Source organism: Occultella aeris, assembly GCF_902703175.1.
GTDB classification, from domain to species: domain Bacteria; phylum Actinomycetota; class Actinomycetes; order Actinomycetales; family Beutenbergiaceae; genus Occultella; species Occultella aeris.
Genome location: NZ_CACRYJ010000039.1, coordinates 12,345 through 33,561, shown reverse-complemented (window position 1 = coordinate 33,561; position 21,217 = coordinate 12,345). Strand labels below are relative to the sequence as shown.

The 21,217-nt window shown below is 70.0% G+C and carries 18 protein-coding genes; 1 reads left to right on the top strand and 17 read right to left on the bottom strand.

Features of this window, described 5'->3' with window-relative positions; all coding sequences use genetic code 11:
• Positions 1-145: 145 nt before the first annotated feature.
• From HALOF300_RS13780 to HALOF300_RS13700, 17 genes are all read right to left on the bottom strand, one after another.
• Positions 146-1,150 carry a polyprenyl synthetase family protein gene (locus HALOF300_RS13780; RefSeq protein ID WP_408636842.1) on the bottom strand — a complete coding sequence of 335 codons (1,005 nt, stop codon included), beginning with the start codon at positions 1,148-1,150 and terminating at the stop codon, positions 146-148.
• Positions 1,147-2,721 (bottom strand): NADH-quinone oxidoreductase subunit NuoN, encoded by a 1,575-nt coding sequence (nuoN, locus tag HALOF300_RS13775; protein WP_156741508.1) that lies wholly within the window; start codon positions 2,719-2,721, stop codon positions 1,147-1,149. The genes HALOF300_RS13780 and nuoN overlap by 4 nt, the downstream gene beginning before the upstream one ends.
• On the bottom strand, positions 2,718-4,304 hold the full coding sequence (locus HALOF300_RS13770; RefSeq protein WP_156741507.1) for an NADH-quinone oxidoreductase subunit M: 1,587 nt from the start codon (positions 4,302-4,304) through the stop codon (positions 2,718-2,720). The genes nuoN and HALOF300_RS13770 overlap by 4 nt, the downstream gene beginning before the upstream one ends.
• 15 nt (positions 4,305-4,319) lie before the next feature.
• Positions 4,320-6,230, bottom strand: coding sequence for an NADH-quinone oxidoreductase subunit L (gene nuoL, locus HALOF300_RS13765; RefSeq protein ID WP_156741506.1), 1,911 nt, complete (start codon positions 6,228-6,230; stop codon positions 4,320-4,322).
• An 11-nt stretch (positions 6,231-6,241) separates the two neighbouring features.
• A complete protein-coding gene (nuoK, locus tag HALOF300_RS13760) occupies positions 6,242-6,541 on the bottom strand; it encodes an NADH-quinone oxidoreductase subunit NuoK (RefSeq protein ID WP_156741505.1) in 300 nt (99 codons plus the stop codon).
• Positions 6,538-7,374: an NADH-quinone oxidoreductase subunit J gene (locus HALOF300_RS13755; RefSeq protein WP_156741504.1), complete on the bottom strand. Its 837-nt coding sequence runs from the start codon at positions 7,372-7,374 to the stop codon at positions 6,538-6,540. The genes nuoK and HALOF300_RS13755 overlap by 4 nt, the downstream gene beginning before the upstream one ends.
• Positions 7,371-8,180: an NADH-quinone oxidoreductase subunit NuoI gene (nuoI, locus tag HALOF300_RS13750; protein WP_156741503.1), complete on the bottom strand. Its 810-nt coding sequence runs from the start codon at positions 8,178-8,180 to the stop codon at positions 7,371-7,373. The genes HALOF300_RS13755 and nuoI overlap by 4 nt, the downstream gene beginning before the upstream one ends.
• Entirely contained in the window at positions 8,173-9,585 is a 1,413-nt protein-coding gene (gene nuoH, locus HALOF300_RS13745; RefSeq protein WP_156741502.1) for an NADH-quinone oxidoreductase subunit NuoH, read from the bottom strand. The genes nuoI and nuoH overlap by 8 nt, the downstream gene beginning before the upstream one ends.
• Positions 9,582-12,236, bottom strand: coding sequence for an NADH-quinone oxidoreductase subunit G (locus tag HALOF300_RS13740; protein ID WP_156741501.1), 2,655 nt, complete (start codon positions 12,234-12,236; stop codon positions 9,582-9,584). Before HALOF300_RS13740 ends, nuoH begins: the two co-directional genes overlap by 4 nt.
• On the bottom strand, positions 12,233-13,537 hold the full coding sequence (nuoF, locus tag HALOF300_RS13735; protein WP_156741500.1) for an NADH-quinone oxidoreductase subunit NuoF: 1,305 nt from the start codon (positions 13,535-13,537) through the stop codon (positions 12,233-12,235). Before nuoF ends, HALOF300_RS13740 begins: the two co-directional genes overlap by 4 nt.
• The gene (gene nuoE, locus HALOF300_RS13730) at positions 13,534-14,364 is read right to left on the bottom strand and encodes an NADH-quinone oxidoreductase subunit NuoE (RefSeq protein ID WP_156741499.1); all 831 of its coding nucleotides are present in this window, start codon (positions 14,362-14,364) and stop codon (positions 13,534-13,536) included. The genes nuoF and nuoE overlap by 4 nt, the downstream gene beginning before the upstream one ends.
• Positions 14,364-15,722, bottom strand: coding sequence for an NADH-quinone oxidoreductase subunit D (locus tag HALOF300_RS13725; protein WP_156741498.1), 1,359 nt, complete (start codon positions 15,720-15,722; stop codon positions 14,364-14,366). The genes nuoE and HALOF300_RS13725 overlap by 1 nt, the downstream gene beginning before the upstream one ends.
• Positions 15,722-16,489 carry an NADH-quinone oxidoreductase subunit C gene (locus HALOF300_RS13720; RefSeq protein ID WP_156741497.1) on the bottom strand — a complete coding sequence of 256 codons (768 nt, stop codon included), beginning with the start codon at positions 16,487-16,489 and terminating at the stop codon, positions 15,722-15,724. The genes HALOF300_RS13725 and HALOF300_RS13720 overlap by 1 nt, the downstream gene beginning before the upstream one ends.
• Entirely contained in the window at positions 16,486-17,043 is a 558-nt protein-coding gene (locus HALOF300_RS13715) for a NuoB/complex I 20 kDa subunit family protein (protein WP_154792859.1), read from the bottom strand. Before HALOF300_RS13715 ends, HALOF300_RS13720 begins: the two co-directional genes overlap by 4 nt.
• A 16-nt stretch (positions 17,044-17,059) precedes the next feature.
• Positions 17,060-17,422, bottom strand: a complete 363-nt coding sequence (locus HALOF300_RS13710; protein WP_156741496.1) for an NADH-quinone oxidoreductase subunit A — start codon at positions 17,420-17,422, stop codon at positions 17,060-17,062.
• A 17-nt stretch (positions 17,423-17,439) separates the two neighbouring features.
• Positions 17,440-18,747, bottom strand: a complete 1,308-nt coding sequence (locus tag HALOF300_RS13705; RefSeq protein ID WP_197522546.1) for a geranylgeranyl reductase family protein — start codon at positions 18,745-18,747, stop codon at positions 17,440-17,442.
• 283 nt (positions 18,748-19,030) lie between these two features.
• Positions 19,031-19,723, bottom strand: a complete 693-nt coding sequence (locus HALOF300_RS13700; RefSeq protein WP_156741494.1) for a demethylmenaquinone methyltransferase — start codon at positions 19,721-19,723, stop codon at positions 19,031-19,033.
• 192 nt (positions 19,724-19,915) lie between these two features.
• On the opposite strand from HALOF300_RS13700, the gene HALOF300_RS13695 reads away from it, so the two are divergent.
• Positions 19,916-21,214, top strand: coding sequence for an isochorismate synthase (locus HALOF300_RS13695; RefSeq protein ID WP_156741493.1), 1,299 nt, complete (start codon positions 19,916-19,918; stop codon positions 21,212-21,214).
• The last annotated feature ends 3 nt before the right edge of the window (positions 21,215-21,217 follow it).

Below are 21,217 nucleotides of genomic sequence, written 5' to 3'. Positions count from 1 at the left end.
CCACCACCTCGCGCCCACCGCGCCCCCGCCCGCCTAGTACCCCAGGTGCCGACATCGGACCCCGGCAGCGGCGATCTCGACGCGGCGAGTACCAGGTCGACGGCGCGGGACGGGCCGGATGGGGTGGGGCGCGGTTGCGTCCGGATCAGGAGAGCCGGTCGACCAGGAGGCCGGCGAACGCCTGGAGTGCGGACCGGGCCGTGGACTCGGGCAGCGGGTCGAGCTCGGCGACGGCGTCGGCCGACCAGGTCCGGGCGAGCGCCCGCGCCTCGGTGACCACGTCATGGGCCCGCAGGCGAGCCAGCACGTCGGCGAGGACGTCGTCGGACCCGAGGTCGCCGTCGAGGTCGGCGAGCAGCCGCGTTCCCTCCGGGTCGAGCGTGCCGGCCGCAGCCCGGGCCCGCAGCAGCAGCACCGGCATCGTGGGCACGCCCTCGCGCAGGTCCGTGCCCGGTGCCTTGCCGGTGGTCTCGGCGTCGGACGCCAGGTCGATGACGTCGTCCGCGAGCTGGAAGGCGACACCGACCTTCTCGGCGTAGGCGACCGTGGCCGCGCGGACGTCATCGCCTGCCCCGGCGAAGAGCGTCCCGTAGTGCGCGGCGGCCGCGATCAGCGATCCCGTCTTGTCCCCGAGCACCCCGATGTAGTGCGCCACCGGGTCCTCGTCCGGCGCCGGGCCGAGGGTCTCGTGCAGCTGACCGAGGACCAGCCGTTCGAAGGCGTCCGCCTGGATCCGAACGGCCACGGGACCGAGCTCGGAGACGAGCTGCGAGGCTCGCGCGAACAACAGGTCCCCGGTGAGGATCGCGACCGAGTTGCCCCACACCTCGTGGGCGCTGGGTGCGCCGCGGCGCAGCGGGGCGGAGTCCATCACGTCGTCGTGGTAGAGCGTGGCCAGGTGCGTCAGCTCGGTGGCGACGGCGGCCTGCCGGACCGCGTCGTCCACGCCGGACCCGAACTGCGAGGTGAGCAGCACCAGGACCGGTCGCAGCCGCTTGCCACCGGCGGCCAACAGATGGTTCGCGGGCGCGGAGACCAACGCGTCCGCGGTGCGTGCGGCCGCCACCAGCCGACGCTCGATCTCCTCGAGCTCGCCTGCGATCTGGGTCTCCAGCTCGGGGTCACCGAGCGGGAGCATCGAAGAGGTCACAGCATGAACTTAGTGGCATTCGCCGCAAGGTCGAGAATCGGGCCGGGCACCACACCCAGGATGACGGTGCCGACCGCGCACACCACGACGGCCACGGCGGTCAGGCCCTCGGTGCGGACCACGGTGGTGCCGGGGTCGGCGTCGGTGCCGGTGGGCTCGGTGAAGAACATCAGCACGATGACCCGCACGTAGAAGAACGCTGCGGCCGCGCTCGCGAGCACGGCGATCACCACGAGCGGCCATGCGCCACCCTCGATGGCCGCGCCGAAGACCGCGAACTTCCCGATGAAGCCGCCAGTGAGCGGGATCCCGGCGAACGAGATGAGGAACAGCGTGAAGCACACCGCGAGCACCGGGTGACGCCTGCCGAGGCCGGCCCACTGGGAAAGGTGCAGGGCCTCACCGGTGACGTTGCCGTCCGCGTCCCGCTCCCGGACCAGCGTGAGCAGGCCGAACGCGCCGACCGTGGCCAGGCCGTAGGCGAGCAGGTAGAACAGGACCGATGAGATCCCGCTGGGCACCAGTGCGATGACGCCGAGCAGCACGAACCCGGCGTGCGCCACCGAGGAGTACGCGAGCATCCGCTTCATGTCCGTCTGCACCACGGCGAGCACGGTGCCGACGATCATGGTGAGGATCGCGATGATCCAGAGCACCACGGTGAGGTCCCACTGCAGCCCCGGGGCCACGACGTAGAAGAACCGCAGCAGCGCCGCGAACGCGGCGATCTTCGTGCAGGCGGCCATGAAGCCCGTGACCGGGGTGGGAGCGCCCTGGTAGACGTCCGGCACCCAGGAGTGGAACGGCACGGCGCCGACCTTGAACAACAGCCCCACGATCACCAGCAGCACACCCGCGAGCAGCATGCCGTCCATGCCGGAGGTGGCCGGAACCGCGGTGGCGACCGCGTCGAACCGCACCGAACCGGAGTAGCCGTACAGCAGGGCCAGGCCCATCAGGAAGAACGCGGAGGAGAACGCGCCGAGCAGGAAGTACTTCAGCGACGCCTCCTGCGAGAGGAGCCGACGGCGGCGGGCCAGTCCGGCGAGCAGGTACAACGGGAGGGAGAGCACCTCGAGCGCGATGAACAGGGTGAGCAGGTCCGCGGCGGCCGGGAAGACGAGCATCCCGCCGATGGCGAACATGGTCAGCGGGAAGACCTCGGTCTGCACCAGGCCGGCCCTGCGGGCCTCCGCCTCGTAGGCGGAACCGGGGATCGCGGCTGCCGCGGGCGCGAACGCGTCCTCGCCCGAGGACCGGTCCGCGATCACGAGCAGTCCCACGAACGCGCACACGAGCAGGATCGCCTGGGCGAGCAGCGCCGGGGCGTCCTCCCGGAGCGCACCGGCGACCAACGCCGTCGGGCCATCCGCCTGGACGACCACCCAGCGCCATGCGACGGCCACCAGAGCGGCACCGACACCCACCACGGCGAGCACGACCTGCGTCGCCCGCCGGACCCGAACCGGGACGAACGCCTCGACGAGCACCCCGATCACGGCGATACCGAGCACGATCAGGACCGGGCTCAGGGCGGCCCAGTCGATCTCGGGCGGGACGAACTGGTTCATGAGGCGCTCCCAAGGATCGCGGCGAACTGGTCAGCGACTCCGGAGAGGAGTTCCAGCACGGGGGCCGGGTAGAGACCGAGGAAGAGGATGACGAGGGCAAGTGGGACCACGGCCCACCTCTCCCGCCCGGTCAGGTCCTTCAGACCTGCACGGTCCGGGACGTCGAGGGCCGCTCCGGCCAGCTCGACCGGTGCCCCCGCCTCGGGCACCGGGCCGGTGAACACCCGCTGATAGGCGAGCAGGATGTACAGGGCGGAGAGCACCACGCCGATCACGGCGAACACGCCGTACGCCCAGTGCGCCTCGAAGCTGCCGAGGAGTACCAGGTACTCCGGCACGAAGCCGCTCAGGCCCGGCAGGGCGAGCGAGGCGAGCCCGGCGAAGAGCCAGGTGCCCGCGAGCACCCGGGTGACACGCTGCATCCCCGAGTACGTCCGCATGTCCTGGCTGGCACCGCGCTGGGTGAGGAACCCCGAGATCAGGAACAGGGCGGCGATCGTGACCCCGTGGGCGACCATGTAGAGCATCGCGCCGACCAGCGCCGTCTGCGTTCCGACGAACACGCCCATCACGATGAACCCGAAGTGGGACACCGAGGAGAACGCGATCATCCGCATCAGGTCGTTCTGGCCGATCGCGACGAGCCCGCCGTAGACGATCGAGATGATCGCCAGCACGATGATCACCGGCGCGGCCGCGGCGGCCGCTCCGGGGAACAGCGGCAGGCAGATCACGATCATGCCGAACGTGCCGACCTTGTCCAGCACCCCGACGAGCAGGGTGGACGTTCCGGGTGTGGCCTGGGCGGCCGCATCCGGCAGCCAGGTGTGCACCGGGAACATCGGGGCCTTCACCGCGAACGCGATGAAGAAGGACAGGAACAGCCACATCTGCAGCGTGGGGTTGTCCGCGGCGATGTCGGTGAGGTTCGCGAGCAGGTAGGTGCCGGGTCCGCCGTCGGTCTGGAAGTAGACGGCGATGACGCCGGCCAGCATCACGAGCCCACCCGCGAGGGAGTACAGCAGGAACTTCAGCGCCGCGGCACGGCGGTTCGGCCCGCCGTAGACCCCGATGAGGAAGTACACCGGGATCAGCATCGCCTCGAAGATCACATAGAACAGGAACAGGTCCCGGGCGGCGAAGACCGCGATCATCAGCGACTCGAGCACGAGGATCAGCGCGACGAACCCTGCCTGCCGGTAGGCGAGCGCGTTGTCGGCGCGGTCCGCGGCGATGCCGCTGGGCAGCCTCACCTCGTTCCAGCCGGCGATCAGCACGACGGGCACCAGCAGCGCGGCGAGGGCGACCAGGGTCAGCCCCATCCCGTCGACCCCGACGGCGTAGCTCGCGCCGAGCGGCGCGATCCAGTCGTGGGTCTGCGTGAACTGGACCGTAGCGGCGTCGGAGACTTCGAACGCGCTCGCCATCAGGGCAACGCCGATCAGGACCGCGGCGCTCGTGACGAGCCCGATCGGGCGGGCGGCCCGGCGCAGCGGCTTGACCAGCCAGATCAGAGCAGCCACGACGGTCGGCGCCACGATCAGGATGGTCAGCCAGGGCAGGTCCGCGAATTGAGTAGGCATCAGTTTCTCTCCGACTCAGACTCGCGAGGCGAGGACGACGACAAGGGCACCGATGACACCGATCAGCATCACCGCGGCATAACTACGGACGAAGCCGTTCTGCAGCCGACGCAGTCTTTCTCCCCAGCCAAGGGTTCCGGACCCGAGTCCGTTGACCGCGCCGTCGACGACGGCGGTGTCGGCGTAGACCAGGGTGCGGGTCAGGTGCTGGCCGGGGCGCATGAACACGCCCTCGTTGACCGCGTCCTGGTAGAGGTCCACGCGGGCGGCGCGGGTGAGCACCGTCCCGGTCGGGGGCGTCACCGGGACCGCGGAAGCCGCGTACTGGCGCCAGGCGAGGAAGGCCCCGATGAGGACAAGGACGATCGTGCTCACCATGATCACGGGCACCGGCAGCACCGGCTCGTGGTGCTCGACGTGTCCGGTCACCGGCTCGAGCCAGGACACGAACGTGTCCCCGATGGAGAGCACCCCACCGAGGGCGATCGCTCCGACGGCGAGCACGATCATCGGCACGGTCATCAGCGCCGGGGACTCGTGCGGGTGCCGCTCGGGGCCGGGCAGGTCGTTCTTGCCGTCGTTCCAGCGGGCCTTGCCGTGGAACGTCATGAAGAACAGGCGGGACATGTAGAAGGCGGTGATCCCGGCGCCGACGAGGGCGACCGTGCCGAACACCCAGGGCTGCCAGCCCTCCCCCACGAACGCGGACTCGATGATCTTGTCCTTGCTCCAGAACCCGGAGAACGGCGGGATCCCGATGATCGCGAGCCAGCCCGCCATGAACGTGATCCAGGTGACCTTCATGTACTTGCTGAGGTTCCCGAAGCCGCGCATGTTCACCTCGTCGCCCATGCCGTGCATCACCGAGCCGGCGCCGAGGAACATGCCGGCCTTGAAGAAGCCGTGCGTGATGAGGTGGAAGATCGCGAACGCGTAGCCGATCGGGCCCAGACCCGCGGCGAGCATCATGTAGCCGATCTGGGACATCGTGGACGCCGCCAGGACCTTCTTGATGTCGTCCTTCGCGCAACCGACGATCGCACCGAACAACAGGGTGATCGCACCGATGATGGCCGCGACGAGCTGCGCCGTCGGGGTCTGCTCGAAGATCGGGCCGGAGCGGACGATCAGGTAGACACCCGCGGTGACCATGGTGGCGGCGTGGATGAGCGCGGAGACCGGGGTCGGGCCCGCCATCGCGTCGCCGAGCCAGGCCTGCAGCGGGAACTGCGCGGACTTACCGCAGGCGGCGAGGACCAGCATCAGGCCGATCAGCGTCATCGCACCCTGGCCGGCGCCGCTCGCGGCACCGAAGACGGTCGCGAAGTCGACCGCGCCGAAGGTGGCGAACATCGCCATCATCGCGACCAACATCCCCATGTCACCGACGCGGTTCATGACGAACGCCTTCTTCGCCGCGACCGCGTACTCGGTGTTCTGGTTCCAGAACCCGATGAGCAGGTAGGACGCGAGACCCACGCCCTCCCAGCCGAGGAAGAGCAGCGCGTAGGAGTCCGCGAGGACCAGCACCAGCATGGCCGCGATGAACAGGTTCAGGTAGGCGAAGAACCGGCGCCGGTCGGAGTCATGGGACATGTAGGCGACCGCATAGATGTGGATCAGGGTGCCCACGAACGTGATCAGGAGGGCGAACGTCACCGAGAGCGGGTCGACGAGCAGACCCGCGGAGACGGTCAGGTCCCCGGCCGTGATCCAGTCGAAGAGGTGCACTTCTGCGACCCGGTCGTCGGCGCCGAGTCCGAGCAGCTGTACCAGGATCACGATCGCGAGGACGGCGGAGGCGGCGGAGGCGAGCACCCCCAGCCAGTGCCCCCAGGAGTCGGAGGCGCGGCCGAGCAGGAGCAGGACTGCGGAGCTCACCAGCGGAATGGCAATGAGCAGCCATGCCAGGTTCAAGGTGTCCACGTGGGGGCCCCTCAGCTCTTCAGCAGGTTGGCGTCATCGATCGACGCAGACCCGCGGGTTCGGAAGATGGACACGATGATGGCGAGCCCGATGACCACCTCGGCGGCCGCGACCACCATCACGAAGAAGGCGATCACCTGGCCGTGCAGGTCGCCGTGCAGCCGCCCGAAGGTGACCAGCGTGAGGTTCGCGGCGTTCAGCATGAGCTCGACACCCATGAATGCGACGATCGCGTTGCGACGCGTCAGCACCGCGATCGACCCGATCGAGAACAGGATCCCCGAGAGCACCAGGTAGTTGACCAGGCTCATTCCTCGTTCTCCTTCGTGGTCTCGGACGCGGGCGCGATCTCGGGCACCATCGGCTCACCGGTGGCGATCCGGGCGACCCGGTCGGAGTCGAGATCGGCCGCCTCGGCCTCCTGCCCGCGGACCCGCAGCACGGTGACCACCGAGCTGTCGATCGGGACCCCGGCGGCGTCGAGGGCGGGCATGTCGGCGCTGTTGTGGCGGGCGTACACGCCGGGGCCGGCCGGCGGGGTGACACCCTCGGCCGAACCGCCCTTGCCGTAGGCGGCCAGCTTCGCCTCGGCGAGCTCCTTCTGACCGATCTTCGGCGTGAGCCTGCGGCGGTGGCTGAGTACCAGGGCGCCGAGCGCGGCGGTGATCAGCAGTGCCGCGGTGAGCTCGAACGCGAAGATGTAGTCACCGAAGATAAGGCGGGCGACGCCCACCGGGTTCGTGTCCGCGTTCGCCTCCGCCAGGCCGACGGCAGGCGGCAGCGTGGCCCGGGTGATGACGGCGATGATGAGTACCAACAAGCCCAGCAGTCCCACGACCGCGATCCAGCGCTGTCCCTTGATCGTCTCGACCAGCGACTCGGAGGTGTCGACGCCGGCGAGCATGATCACGAACAGGAACAGCATCATGACCGCGCCCGTGTAGACGACGATCTGGGCGACGCCGAGGAACGGCGCCTCCAGCATGATGTACATGATCGCGAGGGCGATCATCACCCCGGCCATGCTCACCGCGATATGCACCGGACGCTTGGCGAACAGCAGGCTCAGCGCCCCGGCCACCATCAGCGGTGCCAGCACCCAGAACAACACGGCCTCACCGGTGGAGATCTCCAGCGGGCTCATTTCTCGTCTCCCCCGGTGCCTCGCGTCGCCGCGGCTGCGGCCGAGGAGAGGCTCTCGTCGTCGGGACGACGCTCCTCGACCCAGGCCACCTGCGCCGTGGTGGGTCCGGTCACGTCACCTCGGTAGTAGTCGCCGTCGCTCAGTCCGGAGACCATCGGGTGCGGCGCGGCCAGCATCCCCGACCGGATCGGGGCCAGCAGGGTGTCCTTCTCGAAGATCATCTTCTCCCGCGTGGTACCGGCGAGCTCGAAGTCGTTCGTCATCGTCAGCGCCCGGGTGGGGCAGGCCTCGATGCAGAGCCCGCAGAAGATACAGCGGAGGTAGTTGATCTGGTACACCTTGCCGTACCGCTCCCCCGGCGAGTACTGCGCCTCCGGGGTGTTGTTGCCGGCCTCGACGTAGATGGCGTCCGCGGGGCACGCCCACGCGCACAGCTCACAGCCGATGCACTTCTCCAGCCCGTCCGGGTGCCGGTTGAGCTGGTGACGCCCGTGGTAGCGCGGCGCGGTCGGCTTCTTCTCGAACGGGTACTGCTCGGTCACCACCGGGCGGAACAGCGTGGACATCGTCACGCCGAAACCCGCCACCGGGGCGAAGAACTGTGCGAGGCCGCTCTTCTCGACATCGGAGTCCACGTCGAACTTCTCGGCGCGCGGCCGGGTGGCCTTCGTCGGCGTCCTGCCGGCACCGGTCCCGGTCGCCCGCGCGGGCGTGCGGCCCGCGGCGGGTCGCTTCGGCTGGGCCGGCCGATCCTGGCCACGGCCCTTGCCCGGCGCGGGCTTCTTGCCCTTGCCCTGCTCAGCCATCGGTCTTCTCCTCGTCGGTGGTCTCGTCCTCGGCGGGCGCGGCCGGGGTGGTCACCCGGGCGCGGCGCTTGGACGGTGGCAGCTTCTGACCCGGCAGCGGCGGCACCGGGAAGCCACCGGCGAACGCGTCGAACGGCTCGTCGGTCGTGGCATCGGAGCCCGTCGTGCCCTTGGCCGCCTTGCCGTCCGGGACGGGCTTGGACTCCCGGTCCGGGATCAGGTACATGACGATCGTGACGATGATGAGTATCCCGGCTATGCCGAACAGCACGGTGCGCAGGGACAGCCCGCCGACGTCGATAGCGGTGGGATCGAAGGAGGTGAAGTGACGCACGCCCTGGAAGGCTGCGACCAGGCCGAGCCAGACCAGCGCGACCGGGATCAGCACCTTCCAGCCGAACGCCATGAACTGGTCGTACCGGAAGCGCAGCAGCGTGGCGCGCACCCAGACGAACAGGAACATGAACAACCAGATCTTCAGGATGAACCAGAGGAAGCCCCACCAGCCCTGGTCGACGCCCTCCCCGAACAGCGTCACGAGCGGCCACGGTGCCCGCCAGCCGCCCATGAAGACGGTCGTCGCGACGGCGGCCACGTTCAGCATGTTGATGTACTCGGCCAGGTAGAACCAGGCGAACTTCATCGAGGAGTATTCGGTCTGGTACCCGGCGACGAGCTCGCCCTCGGCCTCCGGGAGGTCGAACGGCAGCCGGTTCACCTCGCCGAACGCGGAGATCAGGTAGACCACGAACGCCGGCAGCAGCGCGAACGCCCACCACAGGTTCTCCTGGGAGTTCACGATCTCGGACGTGGACATCGAGCCGGCCACCAGCAGCACGCTGACCAGGGCCAGGCTCATCCCGAGCTCGTAGGAGATGATCTGTGCCGTGGAGCGCACCGCGCCGAGCAGCGGGTAGGTCGAGCCCGAGGACCAGCCACCGAGCACGATGCCGTACACGCCGAGCCCGGTGATCCCGAGGATGTACAGGATCGAGACGGGCAGATCAGTCAGCTGCAGCGGGGTGACGAAGTCCGTGAACGGGATCGTCACCTCCGGGCCGAACGGGATGACCGCATAGATCATGAAGGCGCAGAACACCGAGATGACCGGGGCGATCAGGTAGATCACCTTGTCCGCGGCCTTGACGGTGATGTCCTCCTTGAGGATCAGCTTCAGGGCGTCCGGGATGGACTGCACCAGCCCGAACGGGCCGCGCACGTTCGGGCCGAGCCGCTGCTGGAACCGGGCGATGATGCGGCGCTCGAACCAGAGCGCGAACAGCACCGACAGCAGCAGGAACACCAGGATCGCGACGGCCTTGATGACCGACACCCAGATCGTGTCGTTGCTGAAGTCCGCGGCGCCGGTGCTCCGAGCCAGGATGGGAGCGAGATTGGTGTTCATCGGGCGACCTCCGCGTCGACGGCGGCCAGGCGCACCGCGGCGCCGGCCGTGACCCCGAGCGTCCGGTACACGGACGATCCCGGGGAGTGCTGCGGCAACCAGACCACGTCGTCGCCCATCGGCGTCGGCAGGACCGGCAGGACGATGTCACCCTCGGGTCCGCTGACGCGCACCTGGCCGCCCTCGGCGATGCCGAGCGCGGTGGCCGTGGCCGGCGAGAGCAGCGCCACCGGACGGTACGCGGTCCCGGCAAGGTGGGGCTCGCCGTCCTGGCCGCGGCCCGAGTCGAGCATGAGTCGCCAGGTCGCGAGCCGCGCCTGGCCGGCCTCGAGCGCCGGAGCCGGCGCCGCGGGGACCGACGGGGCGCCGGTGCGCGGACCCTCCCAGCCGTCGAACTCGGCGAGCTCGCGGTGGATCTCCTCGAGGGTGCGGGTGCCCAGGTCGATTCCCAGAGCGTCGGCGAGCATGCCGAGCACCCGTGAGTCGGTGAGCGCGCTGGTGGTGAACACCTGGCCGAACGGGCGCGGGCGGCCCTCCCAGTTCAGGAAGGTGCCGGACTTGTGCGTGGAGGACGCGATCGGCAGCACCACGTCTGCGTGCTGCGTGACCGCGGACCGGCGGACCTCCAGCTGGACCACGAAGCCGGCCGCGGCGAGCGCCACCTCGGCGTCGGCCGGGGAGGGCAGGTCCGCGAGGTCGATGCCGCCCACGACGAGGGCGTCGATCTCTCCGCTCGTGGTGGCGTCCAGGATCCCGGTCAGGTCACGGCCCGGTGCAGTGGGCAGTTCGCCCACGCCCCAGACTCCGGCGACGTCGACGCGGGCCTGCGCCTGCGCCGTCGGGCGTCCCCCGGGCAGCAGGCCCGGAAGCAGACCGACCTCGACGGCGCCGCGGTCGCCGGCGCGGCGCGGCACCCAGGCGAATCGGGCGCCGGTCGCGGTCAGCAGCCGGTCCAGCGCGGACAGCGCCCCGGGCACTCCCGCGAGCCGTTCGCCCGCGAGCACGACGGTGCCGGGCTCGGCGAGAGCGGCCTTGAGATCGGTGAGGTCACCGGGCGTACCGGTCGAGCCGGAGAGCGCGTCCAGGACGGCGGGCTCGTCACCCGGTGCGGTGCGGACGACGTCGGCGCGCAGCTTGGTCGAGCCGCGCGACGCGAGCGGGGCGATGGTGGTCACCCGCACGCGGCCGGCGAGCATGCCCTTGCGCAGCCGCAGGAAGATCGTGCCGGCCTCCTCCTCGGGCTCGAGCCCGACGAGGAGCACCCGGGGTGCACGCTCGAGGTCGCCGAAGATCACGTCCATGCCCCCGCCGGCGACGCGGCTGGCGAGGAAGTCCGCCTCCTCCGCCGAGTGCACCCGGGCCCGGAAGTCGACGTCGTTGGTGCCGAGCGTCAGGCGGGTGAACTTCGACCAGGCGTAGGCGTCCTCGAGGGTCAGGCGGCCACCGGGGAGCGCGGCCGCACCGGCTCCGTCGAGCGCCTTGCGGAGCCCTTCGGCGGCCAGGGCGATGGCCTCGGACCAGCTGGTCGGCACGAGCTCTCCGGTCTCCTCATCACGCACGAGGGGCGCGGTGAGCACGTCCGGGGACGTCTGCCAGGCGAACGCGAACCGGTCCTTGTCGGTGATCCACTCCTCGTTGACCGCAGGGTCGTCGCCGGCCAGCCGGCGCAGCACCACGCCGCGGCGATGGTCGACGCGGATCGCGGAGCCGCAGGCGTCGTGCTCGGCGATCGAGGGCGTCGAGACCAGGTCGAACGGACGGGACCGGAACCGGTACGCGGCCGAGGTGAGGGCGCCGACCGGGCAGATCTGCACGGTGTTGCCAGAGAAGTACGAGGCGAACGGGCGGCCCGAGGTGTCCTCCAGGGCTCCACCGATGCTGCCGGCCACGCTGGACAGCACGCCGGCTTGGCCGTACGGGCCGACGACATCGCCGGTGCGCTCGGACTCGCCAGGGGACTGCTCGCCGCTCGGGGTGTACTCGAGGATGGCCTCGTCGAACCGGCCGATCTGCTGGGCCGGCAGTCCGTGGCCGTGGCCACCGGGCGCGCCGCCGCCGCGACCCTGCAGGTCGATGAACGGGTCGCCGGCGATCTCCGCGGAGAACCGGGTGCACCGCTGGCACAGGATGCACCGGTCGCGGTCCAGCAGGATCTGCGTGGAGATCTTGATCGGCTTGGGGAACGTGCGCTTGATGTCGACGAACCGGGACGTCGCGGATCCGTTGCTCATGGCCTGGTTCTGCAGCGGGCACTCGCCGCCCTTGTCGCAGACCGGGCAGTCGAGCGGGTGGTTGACGAGCAGGAACTCGATCTGGCCCCGCTGGGCCTTCTCCGCCACCGGCGAGGTGTGCTGGGTGTTCACCACCATGCCGGGCGTCGCCTCGATGGTGCAGGAGGCCTGCGGCTTCGGCATCGCCCGCAGGTTGCCCTCGCGGTCGGGGGTGGCGATGTCCACCAGGCACTGGCGGCACGCACCGGCCGGCTTGAGCAACGGGTGGTCGCAGAATCGCGGGATCTGGATCCCGATCGTCTCGGCGGCGCGGATCACCAGGGTGCCCTTGGGCACGCTGACGTCGAGGCCGTCGATGGTCAGCGTGATCTCCTCGACCGGTGCCACGGCCGAGGACGATTCGTTGGTCGTGGCGGTCATGCAGTCGCTCCGGAGAAGGCCGCGTTGGCCTCGTAGGGGAAGAGTTCCCAGGCGGGCGTGTGGATGCCCTGCTCGAACTCCTCGCGGAAGTACTTGATGGCGCTCTTGATCGGGGTGGCGGCGGCGTCCCCGAGGGCGCAGAACGAGCGGCCCTCGATGTTGCCGGCCACGTCCAGCAGCAGGTCGACGTCGGACTCGGTGCCCTTGCCGGCCTCCAGGCGGTGCAGGATCTGCTTCAGCCAGAACGTGCCCTCGCGGCAGGGGGTGCACTTGCCGCAGGATTCGTGCTGGTAGAAGTCGGTCCAGCGGGACACGCACCGGACCACCGAGGTGGTCTCGTCGAAGACCTGGATGGCCCGGGTGGCGAGCATCGAGCCGGCGGCGCCAACGGACTCGTAGTCCATGACGACGTCCATGTGCTCCGCGGTCAGGATCGGGGTGGACGAGCCACCCGGCGTCCAGAACTTCAGGGAGTGGCCGTCCCGGATACCGCCGGCCATGTCGAGGAGTTCGCGGAACGTGATGCCGAGCGGGGCCTCGTACTGACCCGGCCGGGCGACGTGCCCGGAGAGCGAGAAGAGTCCGTGACCCTTCGACTTCTCGGTGCCCATCGACGTGAACCAGTCCACGCCGTTGCGCACGATCGTTGGCACGCTCGCGATCGACTCGACGTTGTTCACCACGGTCGGCCGGGCGTACAGACCGGCGACTGCGGGGAACGGCGGCTTCAGGCGGGGCTGGCCGCGGCGGCCCTCGAGGGAGTCCAGGAGGGCGGTCTCCTCACCGCAGATGTAGGCGCCGGCGCCGGCGTGCACGGTGACCTCGAGGTCGTAGCCGGTGCCGAGGATGTTCGTGCCGAGCAGGCCGGCCTCGCGCGCCTCGCGCACGGCGGCGAGCAGGCGGCGGTAGACGTGCACGACCTCGCCACGCAGGTAGATGAACGCGTGGTTGGAGCCGATCGCGAAGGAGGTGATCGCGACGCCCTCGATGAGGGAGTGCGGGTTCGCCAGCATCAGCGGGATGTCCTTGCAGGTGCCCGGCTCGGACTCGTCGGCGTTGACGACGAGGTAGCGAGGGCCGCCGTCCGGCGGGGGCAGGAAGCTCCACTTGAGCCCGGTGGGGAACCCAGCACCGCCACGGCCGCGCAGACCGGAGTCCTTCACGGCGTTGACGAGCTCGGTCGGGTCGGTGTGGATGGCCTTGCGCCAGGCGTCGTAGCCCTGGTGCTCGGCGTACGTCGCATAGGTCCAGGACCGGGGTGCGTCCCAGATGTCGCTCAGGATCGGCGCCAGGGTGGTCATTCGCTCGAGCCCTTCTCTTCGGACTTGGTCACCGGTTCCGCGGATTCGTCCGCGGGGGTGGTCTCCTCGCGCTCGGCGCTGGAGCCGGGTTCGCCGACCGCTTCGGTGCCGGCCTGTTCCACGGTCGGCCCGGCTGCGTCCTCGGCCTCGCCGGACTCGGCCGCGGGGGCGGTCCAGCCCTTGGCACGGGACATCTCCAGGCCGACCAGGGTGGCCGGGCCGGCCCCGACACCCTCATCCGCACGACCGTCCTCGAACCCGGCGAGCACCCGGGAGACCTCCCGGAACGTGGCGACGGTGTCCGCGCCACGGGTCGGCGTCACCGGTCGGCCCTCGAGGAGGGCATCCACGACGTCCACCGCGGAGGTGGGGGTCTGGTTGTCGAAGAACTCCCAGTTGATGACCATCACGGGTGCGTAGTCGCACGCGGCGTTGCACTCGACCCGCTCGAGGGTGATCCGGCCGTCCTCGGTGGTCTCGTCGTGGCCGATGCCCAACCGCTCGGAGAGCCGGTCGAAGATCGCGTCCCCGCCCATCACGGCGCACAGCGTGTTGGTGCAGACCCCCACGGTGTACTCACCGTTCGGACGCCGCTTGTACTGGCTGTAGAAGGTGGCGACGGCGGAGACCGAGGCGCGGCTGAGGTCCAGCACGTCCGCGCAGAACGCGATCCCGGCCGGGCTCACGTAGCCGTCCTCGGACTGCACCAGGTGCAGCAGCGGCAGCAGGGCCGAGCGCGCCTCGGGGTAGCGGGCCAGGATCTGGTCCGCGTCGGCGGTGAGTCGGGCCCGGACGTCGGGCGCGTAACCACGGTTGTCGGCGACCATCAGCGGTCCACCCCTCCCAGGACCGGGTCGATCGAGGCGACCGAGATCACCACGTCGGCGATGGTGCCGCCCTCACAGAGGATCGACAGCGACTGCAGGTTGTTGAACGACGGGTCCCGGAAGTGCACTCGGTAGGGCCGGGTGCCACCGTCGGAGACCAGGTGCACGCCGAGGATCCCCTTGGGGTGCTCGATCTGCTGGTAGACCTGCCCGGCCGGGACCCGGAAGCCCTCGGTGACCAGCTTGAAGTGGTGGATCAGAGCCTCCATCGAGGTGCCCATGATCTGGCGGATGTGCTCCAGCGAGTTGCCCTGACCGTCGCTGCCGACCGACAGCTGCGCGGGCCACGCGATCTTCTTGTCCGCGACCATGACCGGCTGCTTGCCCTTGCGGTCCTGGGCCTCGAGGCGGTCCAGCACCTGCTGGACGATCTTCAGCGACTCGCGCATCTCCTTGAACCGGACCACCACGCGGGCGTAGGCGTCCGCGCCGGTGTCAGTGATGATGTCGAAGTCGTAGTTCTCGTAGCCGCAGTACGGCTGCGCACGACGCAGGTCGAACGGCACGCCGGCCGAACGCAGCATCGGCCCCGCGGTTCCGAGCGCCATGGCGCCGGCGAGCGGCAGGATGCCGACGCCCTTCTGTCGGCCGATGAAGATCGGGTTCGCGAGGGTGAGCCTCTCGAGCTCGCCGATGCCGTCCCGGATCTTCGGGATCGCGTCCCGGATCATCTGGGTGGTGCCGGGCGCGAGGTCCTGGGCCACGCCGCCGGGGCGGATGTAGGCGTGGTTCATCCGCAGGCCGGTGATCGCCTCGAAGATCCGCAGGATCTCCTCACGCTCACGGAAGGCGATGGTCATCATCGTGGTGGCGCCGAGCTCGTTGCCACCGGTCCCGATCGCGACGATGTGCGAGCTGATCCGGTTCAGCTCCATCATCAGGACCCGGATCAGCGTGGCCCGCTCGGGCAGGTCGTCGGTGATGCCGAGGAGCTTCTCGACGGCGAGGCAGTAGCCCGCCTCCTGGAACAGAGGGGCGACGTAGTCCATGCGGGTGCAGAACGTCACGCCCTGGGTCCAGGTGCGGAACTCCATGTTCTTCTCGATGCCGGTGTGCAGGAACCCGATACCGGCCCGGGCCTCGGTGACGGTCTCGCCCTCGATCTCCAGGACGATGCGGAGCACGCCGTGCGTGGACGGGTGCTGCGGACCCATGTTGATGACGATCCGCTCGTCACCGAGGCGTTCGGCCTCGGCACTGATCTCGTCCCAGTCACCGCCGCCTGCGGTGAACTCGTGGACGCCCTCGGTCCCGGCCGGGCCGGCGCCGCGCGTTGCTGACGGGAAGGTGGCAGCCATCAGTTGTAGGCCCTCCGCTCATCGGGCGCGGGTACTGTCGCGCCCTTGTATTCCACCGGGATCCCACCCAGCGGGTAGTCCTTGCGCTGCGGGTGGCCGGGCCAGTCGTCCGGCATCTCGATCCGGGACAGGCTCGGGTGGCCGTCGAAGACGATGCCGAAGAAGTCCCAGGTCTCTCGCTCGTGCCAGTTGTTGGCGGGGTAGATGTCCACCACGCTCGGGATGTGCGGGTCCGCGTCCGGGACGGCGACCTCGAGCCGGATGGTCCGGTTGTGGGTCACCGAGAACAGCGGGTAGACGGCGTGCAGCTCCCGGCCGGCGTCCGCAGGGTAGTGCACCCCGTTGACGCCGAGGCACAGCTCGAACCGTAGGTCCTGGTCGTCGCGCAACGACCGCGAAACGATCTGCAGGTGCTCGCGCGCGATGTACAGGGTCATCTCGTCGCGGAAGATGACGACCTTCTCGACGGCGTCGTCGTAGTTCACGCCCGCCTCGCCGAGGACCTCGGCCAGGATGTCCGCGACCTCGTCGAAGTAGCCGCCGTAGGGCCGCTCGGTCGGTCCCGGCAGCGCGATGGTGCGCTCGAGCCCACCGAAGCCCGAGGTGTCGCCGGACCCCTCGACGCCGAACATGCCCTTGCGAACGTCGATGATGTCCAGCGGCGTGGCGCCCCGCGGCCGTTGGACGAGCTGCTGGGAGCCGGCCTCCTGTGCCTCGGTGGACGGGTCGATGACGGGCTCGGAGCCCGGTCCGGTGGTTCCGCTCATGCGAGCAGCCCCTTCATCTCCTGCGTCGGGACGGCGTCGAGGGCCGCGGCCTCGACGGCACGGTTGATCTCGGCCCGGTGCTCACCGAGCGGCCCACCCTTGATGACCTGCTTGTGCAGTTCGAGGATGGCGTTGATCAGCATCTCGGGCCGGGGCGGGCAACCGGGCAGGTACACGTCGACGGGCAGGACGTGGTCCACGCCCTGGACGATCGCGTAGTTGTTGAACATGCCGCCCGAGGACGCGCACACACCCATGGAGATGACCCACTTCGGGTCGGCCATCTGGTCGTAGACGGTCCGCAGCACCGGCGCCATCTTGTGGCTGACCCGGCCGGACACGATCATCAGGTCCGCCTGGCGCGGCGAGGCGCGGAACACCTCCATGCCGAACCGGGCGAGGTCGAACCGGGGGGTGCCGGCGGCCATCATCTCGATGGCGCAGCAGGCCAGGCCCATCGTGACCGGCCACATCGAGGAGGACCGGACCCAACCGACCAGATCCTCGACCTTGCCCAGCACGAACCCCGAGGGCAGCTTCTCTTCGAGTCCCATGATCTACGTTCCTCTCTCAGTCCCAGTCCAGGCCGCCACGGCGCCATTCGTAGACGAACGGCACGGTGATCAGGAACAGGAAGCCAAACATGGCGATCAGGCCGAACCCGGCGAGCTCGGTGAAGCTCACGGCCCACGGGTAGAGGAAGACCACCTCGATATCGAAGACGATGAACGTCATCGCCACGATGTAGTACTTGATCGGGAACCGGCCGGCGCCGACGGAGTGCGGTGAGGGCTGGATGCCGCATTCGTAGGCATCCACCTTGACCTTGTTGTAGCGCTTCGGCCCGATGACCGCGCTGGCCGCGAGCCCACCGACCCCGAGGAGCAGGGCGAGCCCACCCATGATGAGCAACGGGATGTACGGGTTGGTCATATCTCTTCCTCTCCCGCTCAGGCAGCCGGGACGATGCGGGTCAGGGCGGTGATGATGCGGTCCATGGCGTCGCCACCGCGGGTGTCGTAGCTGTCCGAGAGCAGTTTGAGCACGAACTTCATGAGCAGGGGTCGCGGCAGGCCGTACTTCGTGCACACGCGCATCACGGCCGGCCGCTCGATCAGCTTGACGAAGTGTCGTCCGAGCGTGAAGTAGCCGCCCAGCTCATCGCGCATGCGCACCGGGTAGGTGGCCAGCGTGCGCTCACGGGCGGCGTCGGAGGTGCGCGCGAGGGCCTGCCCGGCCACATCGGCCGCGACCCGCCCGGCCTGCAGCGCATACGCGATGCCCTCGCCGTTGAACGGGGAGACCATGCCGCCCGCATCGCCGACGAGCATCAGGCCGCGGCTGTAGTGGGGCTTGCGGTTGAACGCCATCGGCAGCGCGGCGCCCCGGACCGGGCCAACCTGGTTCTCCGGCGTGAACTCCCACTCCGGTGGCGCGTTGCGCATCCAGGCGGCCATCAGGGACTTGTAGTCCAGCTGGGTCGCCTTGGCGTTGGAGCTCACCGAGCCGAGGCCGACGTTGGCGAGGCCGTTGCCGAGCGCGAAGATCCAGCCATAGCCCGGCAGCAGGTTCGACCTGCCGGCCTCGCCGTCCCACAGCTCGAGCTGTGACTCCATCCACTCGTCGTCGTGGCGCGGGGTCTTGAAGTAGGTGCGTACCGCGACGCCCATCGGGCGGTTGTCGCTCTTGGTGATCCCCAGCGACGTCGCCAGCCGCGCGGACACGCCGTCCGCGGCGATCACCACCGGGGCGCGCAGGGTGCGCTCGGAACCGGCCTCGCCGTCGATCCGGCGGCCCCTGCCGTCCACCTGACGGACCGTGACACCGACGACCCGGCCGCTGCGGTCGTCGGTGACGGGACCGGTGACGTTCATCCCCTCCATCAGCTTCGCGCCGGTGGCGCGTGCGTGGTGGGCCAGTGTGGCGTCCAGGTCCATCCGGGACTTGACCAGCCCGTAGTTCGGGTAGCGCTCGATCTCCGGCCAGGGGAGATGGATCGTGTGCCCGCCGCCGATGACGCGCAGCCCCTTGTTGCGGATCCAGCCGTCCTCGGCCGGGGTGGGCACGCCCATCCGGACGAGTTCGGAGACGGCCCGCGGGGTCAGCCCGTCGCCGCAGATCTTGTCCCGCGGGAACGTCGCCTTCTCGAGCAGGAGCACCTCGCGGCCGGCGGCGGCCAGGTAGTGCGCCGCGGCGGCGCCGGCGGGTCCGGCACCGACGACGATGACATCCGCATCATCACCTGGTGCGTGTCCCACGCTGTCCACCTGTTCCCATCCTGAATCGTGTCCTCACCGCCACCCTATTGCCGGGCGCACCCTCCTTCTCGCCGAGCGCGCAGGGCGCTCCGGCTCGCAGGTTTCACGGGGGGCGGCACCGGCGTGCAAGGCCGGCCACGCGCCTAGGCTACCCCCGCGACGACGAACCGTCCGGTTAGGTGACCCTCACCTCGAAAGTGGCGGATTTCCGGCCGATTTACGCGACGTGATGCTGCGCTAATTCGAGGTTCGTCCAGTGGGTGAGAGGCGTCGGCGCGCCCTGTCAGTGCTTCGTGGCGCGGTGCAGTGCGACGATGCCGCCGGTCAGATTCCGATACCCGACCGAGCGCCAGCCCACCGACTGCATCAGCTCGGCGAGGCGCACCTGGTCCGGCCAGCTCGCGATCGACTCGGACAGGTAGGAGTACGCCTCCGTGTTCGAACTGACCAGGCTCGCGACGCGGGGCAGCACGTGGTCACGGTAGATGTCGTACATCCCCCGCCACGCGGGGTTCGGCGGCGTGGAGAACTCGCAGATCACGATCCGCCCGCCCCGACGGGTCACCCGGAGCATCTCCGCGAGCGCGGCAGCGGTGTCCGCGACGTTGCGCAGCCCGAACGAGATGGTGACCACGTCGAAGCTGTCGGAGGCGAACGGGAGTGCCGTCGCGTCACCGACCACGAACGCCAGGTCCGGGCGGCGGCGCTTGCCGACGGCCACCATGCCCTCGGAGAAGTCGCACGGCACCACCTCGATGCCCGCGTCCGCGTAGTCCTCGCTGGAGGTGCCGGTACCGGCAGCAAGATCGAGCACCCGCTGCCCCGGTCGCGCGGCCGTGGCGGCGAGCGTGGCCGTGCGCCAGAGCCGGTCCATCCCGAGGGAGAGCACATCGTTTGTGAGGTCGTACTTGCGGGCGACATCGTCGAACATTCCCGCGACCTCGCGGGGGTCCTTGTCCAGGCTGGCGCGTGACATGGCTCCATCATGGCGCACCGCCGAGCCCGGATCCGCAACCAGGCATCCGACCGGCTCCCGGCCGGTTCCTGGGACCAAGGTCCGCCCCGGGGGGTGGCCAGGTGTGCTCCAGGGTCGCCGTGACACGGATCACCGGCGCGGATCGGCACCGAGGACCTGCGACATCGCGAGGCGTCGCTAGGCTCATGGGTGATGACCGACGCAGCCCACCTGACCGCCAGTTCCACGCTTGTGGCGCGCACGATCGCAGTCCCGGCGCAAGGGCTGCCGGACCTGCTCGGCCTGCTGCCGGCTCCGGACGCGCACGGCGCGGCGGCCTGGGTACGGCGCGGCGAGGGTGTGGTGGGTTGGGGCGAGGCCGCCCGCATCACCACCGAGGGTGTGGACCGGTTCGCGGCTGCGGACGCGGCCTGGCGCTCGCTCACCGAGCACATGGTGGTCCGCGACGAGGTCGGCCTACCGGGTACCGGCGCGATCGCCTTCGGTTCGTTCTCCTTCGCTCCCGACTCCCCGGCCGGTGGCGTTCTGGTGGTGCCGCAGATCGTGGTCGGACGGCGCGGCGACGCGGCCTGGGTGACGACGATCACTGCTGCCGCGGACCTCGTGCCGCCGCCGACGATCGCCGAGATCCGCGCCCGGGTCGCGCAACCGCTGCCGGCGCCCGCCGTGGCCTACACCGAGGGCGCGTTGACTCGCAGGCAGTGGCGGGCCCAGGTGGCCGCAGTCATCGACCTGATCCGGGGCGCCAGCGTCGGCAAGGTGGTGATGGCGCGGGACGTGCGGGCCGACCTGGATGGCCCGCTGGACGTCCGCCGGCTGTTGTCCAACCTCGGGCGCGACTACCGCTCCTGCTGGACGTTCGCCGTCGACGGCCTGGTCGGCGCCACCCCGGAACTGCTGGTGCGCCGGGAGCGGGGCCTGATCTCCTCCCGGGTGCTCGCCGGGACCATCCAACGCAGCGGCGACGACGAGGCCGACCTGGCCCGGGCCGCGTCCCTGGCGCGCTCGTCCAAGGATCTCGAGGAGCACGAGTTCGCCGTCGACTCACTGACCCGCTCGCTGGCGCCGTTCGCCGCGTCGACGAACGCGCCGGACGCCCCGTTCGTGCTGCACCTGCCGAACGTGATGCACCTGGCGAGCGACGTGACCGCGGTACTCGCCGGGCCGCACGCGCAGATGAGTTCGCTCGCCGTCGCGGCGGCGCTGCATCCCACCGCCGCCGTGTGCGGCACGCCGACCGATGTGGCCGCGCAGGTGATCGCCGACCACGAGCAGATGGACCGGGGCCGCTATGCCGGTCCGGTGGGCTGGATCGGCGCGGACGGCGACGGCGAGTGGGGCATCGCGCTGCGGTCGGCCCAGGTGGACGCGGACTCGCGCGGCCTGCGGCTGTTCGCCGGGTGCGGGATCGTCGCCGCGTCGGACCCGGCCGATGAACTGGCCGAGTCCGACGCGAAGCTCGAGCCGATGCGCTCGGCCCTGTCCTCCTGAGGG